We start from the raw sequence: 5246 nt of genomic DNA, 5'->3' as shown, positions 1-5246 counted from the left end.
ATCTTTTTACCTCCTCTATATATCGTCGTTAAACCCAATAAAAGGCTACACTCCTACGTAACCTTAACTATGCTGTTTCTGAAATATTTTTGAACAACATTTTATGGACTGCATAGGCTACTTTTTTACCTTGCTGGGCAGCTGAAACGACCATTGCTTCCCCCTGTCCTTTTCCAAAAATAACATCTCCACATGCAAATACTTTTTCATTTGATGTTTGCAGTGTTTCAGGATGAACTGTTACGACTCCATCACGATGTTTTATACCAAATTGGTCAATGAGATCCATGTATCTAGATTGCCCTATCGCCTTAATAACAGCATCTACTTTAAGAGTAAATTCAGATCCTTCTATAGGAACTGGACGGCGACGCCCATCTTCTCCAGGTTCACCTAACTCCATTTTTATACATTCGATTCCAGTTACACGGCCATTTTCATCACCAATAATTTTTGTTGGAGTAGTCAACCATCTAAATTCAACTCCATCTTGCTTGGCAAATTCATACTCAAAGTCGTACGCTGTCATTTCATCTACCGTACGCCTATAGAGAATCTTCACATTCTCTGCACCTAATCGAACGGAACATGTTGCACCATCAATCGCGGTATTACCTGCACCAATAACAACGACATTTTTTCCTAAAAATTTATCTGATAATGGTTTCGTCTTTGTATCTTTTACAAATTCAATTGCATCATAGACACCATCTAAATCTTCGCCGCTTATCCCCAAATTTGGAACTTTTGACATTCCAACTGCTAGAATTACTATGTCGTAGCTTTCAAGGATTTCATCAACAGTAATATCTTTACCGACAGTTGTATTTGTACGAATGTCTACATTTAGACGTTCAACTTGCTCCACTTCCCAAAAAGATATCGCTTGAGGAAGCCTAAACGAAACGATTCCATACGAATTAAGTCCACCAGCTTTTTCTTCCGACTCAAAGATCGTCACATCATAGCCTAATAGTCCAAGTTCTCTAGCAGCAGATAAACCTGCCGGACCTCCACCTATGACTGCAACAGATTTCCCATTTTTCTTTCCGGGCTTAAACAATACTTGTTCATTTTTAATCGCCCAGTCAGTAGCATAACGCTGTAGATTTCCAATCATGATCGGTTCAGTAGAATTATTGAGTACGCAAGCTCCTTCACATAATTCTTCCGTTGGGCAAACACGCGCACAGCTAGCTCCAACAGCATTTTCTGTCATAATTGTTTTAGCTGATCCTTTTAAATTACCTGATGCAATCTTTTTTATAAAGGTAGGAATATCAATTCCAGTCGGACATGCCGTAATACATGGCGCGTCATAACAGTAAAGACATCGATGTGCTTCTTCGATTGCTTCTTGATTTGTTAACCCAGGATCTACTTCTTCAAAGTTTTCACTTAAATTTGTGAGCGATATTCTGGATTTTGTAAGATGACTCATGTAGACAACCTCCTTGTGAAAATGTTTACGTTCTAACTGCCGCTATAGCTTATACTTAGAAAACTAGGCATTCGCCAATCCTTTACGGCGAATTCCTTGGTTGCACTATGCAGTAAGAAAGGATTTGCTTTCTTATCTGCCAAAATAAACTTTACTATCTAAATCCCCCTTAATAATGCCTAACAACTATGTGGTAAATATTCACCTCCTAAAAAAATGGCTACTAATCCCGGAATGGTTCACTTTTCCACAGATGAAGCAAATGGATATCATTTGACACCACAAGTTACCTTACCGATTTTCCGAACGAGAACGCCCATGCAGAACGCAGCCCGTCTTTAGACATGGAGTTATAGTGATAGAATGGCTATCTAAATTGTCTGAAAATATGCTACACTTGGCTTATAGAGAAGCATAAGTCGCTAAAACTTGCTCGTCATTAACCTAGATATTGTATAAGGTTCAGGTAGCCCAATCATTCTATCGGTAAAAACGCTAAACACATAGAACGAAAAGCTGTGCACTAGCCATATTTGCTATTTGCACTGGATATGAAGGGCTATAGGCTGTTCAAAACTGAAATGGACCGAGAACGCTTAGTCATTCAAGAATCCCACTGCTGATAGCTTCCTTGCCCATTAACGGGTGGGAATCTTTAGAAAACTTCAGTAACCCTATTTTTCTATTAATCTGTTATTGTTTTTTAAAATTTTATGTTGTATTATTGTTGTGAAAAAGACAGTTGAATGGTTTCATAGTCGCCACAATCTCATTACAGGACTATAAACTTTGCTGAAGGCGATCGATTCATATGTAGGCTAGATGTTAATTTTTCTTAAGAAGTTTTTAACTATAATATCTTTATTCAACTTATAAAGCTAGAATACCTTTAATATATTGTTGGAATATATAATACATTCAATTAATTGGTAACACATTGGACAATATGTTAAATTTAGATACCGCTTTCATTAACATTTTGAATAACATATGTGCAGGAGGAGACATGATGCCTTTATTGGTCAGGAATATTCTTAAAAGACCATTTTTCGAAAAAGCAAAAGTTTTGTCTGGGAAAAACGGATTAGATCGTAAGGTGGAATGGGCTCATATTGTTGAAATTGCCAGATTCGGACACTTACTGAATGGCAAGGAAGTCATTCTGTCCACTGGAATCGGCTGGGCACACGATGAAGAAAAAAGTTTGTCCTATTTACAGCAATTATTAGATTACAACGTCTCAGCGCTTTGTGTTGAATTAATATTTACCACAAAAGAACTTCCTCAAAAAATGCTAGATTTAGCTGAACAGCATGATTTCCCGATTATTGCCTTTACAGAAGAGGTCAGATTTATTGATATTACTAAAGACTTACATGAATTATTACTTGGCTACCATGAAGATATATGGTGGAAGTTAGAGAATCTATATAATCAGTTAAACAAAGAACTAATCTCAAATGGAAATGTAGGAGACTTTTTAAGGATTTTACATAAAGAAACGGAACAAACAATCGCACTGAAATATAATGAGCAATATCGATTCTTTCCCGCTCCCTCTAAAAAGCGATTGTATCAAATGATCAATAAGCATGAATTAAACGAAAACAAAAATTACAAGGAATACCCGATTAATTTATTTGGGAACATTGTTGCAACGCTATACATGTTGAAAAACAAAAGGGACATCACTCAATTTGAAGAACTAGGACTAAAAAGATGTGGCGAAATCCTTGGCCAATACTTCTGGAAACATCATCAACAAAAAGAGGAAAATCATTTGAAAAAGAATGAATGGATTCATGAAGCTATTGCCGGAACATTAACACATGAAGAAATCATTGCAAAAATTCATCAAGAGACTCCTGGCATTCTTATAAAAGAAGCGATTATTGGAGTCAAACCCATCCAAAATTCACTTCTGAGAAAAGATATAGGTACAAATAATTCTGAGACCGCACTCATTATGCTTCTGCGACCTATTTTACTTGAACATGGATTTCAACTATTAACGGTAAGAGATCAATATAGAGATAATAATTTCATTCTTCTATTAATCAATCAACAATCAAGCAATCCAATAAAACGACTTGAACAAGTGCTTAAAAACGTATATGAAAAAAACAATGACCCGCTTATACAGAGCGAATTACAGTGGATTAGCTTCGGAAAGATAATTTCTAATTACGAGCAGTTAGGTAAGAGTTACCAAACAGCGTTATCGACATTAAACTACCAACAAAATATTGAATTAATGAAAAGTCCTTTCTATGAAAACCTGGCGTTTTATCGACTCATTGATCTTTTAGACAATAAAGATGACATCAAGGAAATAATCTTAGACTATATAGCACCATTACTTCAATACGATAAAGAAAAAGGAACGGAGCTTATCAAAACATTACAAGTATATCTTAACAATCAAGGCGCTAAAAATGAAACTGCTGAAGAATTACATATCGTAAGACAAACACTATATCATCGATTAAACAGAATAGAGTCGTTAATTGGAAATGATTTCATGAATCCTCAACATCGGTTTATGATTGAATTTTCCATTCATGCACTTAAGTATGTTGATGTGGATATGGACTTTTAGAAAACTTGGCTTATCGTTAAAGAAAACACACCGATTGGCGAAAGCCAGAGGTGATGTTGCACTTATGCTCTAGAGTGCAAGCCTTGGCGAGAACTAAAGTTGCACTTACGACGCACAGGACGTGCTAGTACTGGCGCCTGAGACAAATCTTTACGGTGGGACGAAAGCGTAGCTACAGTCCCAGGACGTCGCGATTTTAGCCAGTGAGCAGTAGGAAAGTTTTAAACTTTCTTATCTGCTAAAAAAGAAGTTTTTCAAATAAAATAGAGCACTGAAATCAAGTGCTCTACGTACATTTCCAATTCAACCTTAGTTAGACTTATTGTTAAACAAGTAATTCATTATGCTATCAAATACCGAGAAATCTGTCGTTAATAAAAATACGGGCAAAAACATTATTACAAATACAACTGCTAAGTAAGATACAAGTAATTTAACAAATCCACTTGCAACTATTTTCATGTAGCAACGCCCCTTTAACTGAATTGTAGTAATATTCTAATACAATTATTCCATAAAGGCAATAGTTTGTGTCTAAATTGTGAACTTTTTTGTTGGAAATTTTTTTTATGATTGATATTTTCCCTTTTATATAGGTAAGAAAAGTTTGATTCAGTGAGTACTGGGGCTAATTCGGTGGGTTTAGCGACGATTCCGCGAAGTTCAGCGCTTAACTCCCGAATTATTCATAACGTAGATATCATCATTCGTGGAGATAGTGGTTTTGCCATTCCTGAGCTGTATAAGCTTTGCGAAACTCGGGAATTGATTACAGATGATCCGTTTAAAAGCCAGCCAGCGCTTGCAACGGATTGAGGGAGAAATCGAGAACGAAACATGGTAGAAATTGATATCCATAAAGGCTATATTCCGAGAACGGTACATCTTCTCTCCATAAGTATTATTAAACTTTTAAATAATTCATTTCCAATACAAATTAAAAAAATATAGGGCGCTAAGGCCCTATAATATTAATAAATGGAGTAAGTAAAGAGAGTGTATAAGACGTTAGTTATGACAGACTTTTCATCTAACTTACTCCAAATATTTTTTTATAAATAGCTTTGAATCAAGAAATCTTTACTCTTATTTACAAGTTTTAAACTTGATCAAAAGCTTTCTCTAAAATAGTTAATCCCTTCGTTAACTCTTCATCAGTAATAACAAGCGGTGTTAAAAAGCGAATTACATTTCCTTTTATTCCAG

The 5246-nt window shown here is 35.6% G+C and carries 3 protein-coding genes; 2 read left to right on the top strand and 1 reads right to left on the bottom strand.

All coding sequences use genetic code 11. From position 1 onward, the window contains the following. Positions 1-67: 67 nt before the first annotated feature. On the bottom strand, positions 68-1441 hold the full coding sequence (locus ACPYKA_RS18510) for an NAD(P)-dependent oxidoreductase (protein WP_479543680.1): 1374 nt from the start codon (positions 1439-1441) through the stop codon (positions 68-70). 1009 nt (positions 1442-2450) lie between these two features. On the opposite strand from ACPYKA_RS18510, the gene ACPYKA_RS18505 reads away from it, so the two are divergent. Next, the gene (locus ACPYKA_RS18505) at positions 2451-4040 is read left to right on the top strand and encodes a PucR family transcriptional regulator (RefSeq protein ID WP_479543679.1); all 1590 of its coding nucleotides are present in this window, start codon (positions 2451-2453) and stop codon (positions 4038-4040) included. A 636-nt stretch (positions 4041-4676) separates the two neighbouring features. Then, complete coding sequence (locus tag ACPYKA_RS18500) at positions 4677-4856, top strand: hypothetical protein (protein ID WP_479543678.1); 180 nt, start codon at positions 4677-4679, stop codon at positions 4854-4856. Positions 4857-5246 lie beyond the last annotated feature (390 nt).

This window comes from Pseudogracilibacillus amylolyticus (SeqCode) (assembly GCF_051918545.1).
GTDB lineage: Bacteria > Bacillota > Bacilli > Bacillales > Amphibacillaceae > Pseudogracilibacillus.
This window is presented reverse-complemented; position numbering and strand designations above follow the sequence as displayed.

Coding starts and splice junctions, on each gene's coding strand:
- ACPYKA_RS18510 (WP_479543680.1), bottom strand. CDS start 1,441: ATGAGTCATCTTACAAAATCCAGAATATCGCTCACAAATTTAAGTGAA.
- ACPYKA_RS18505 (WP_479543679.1), top strand. CDS start 2,451: ATGCCTTTATTGGTCAGGAATATTCTTAAAAGACCATTTTTCGAAAAA.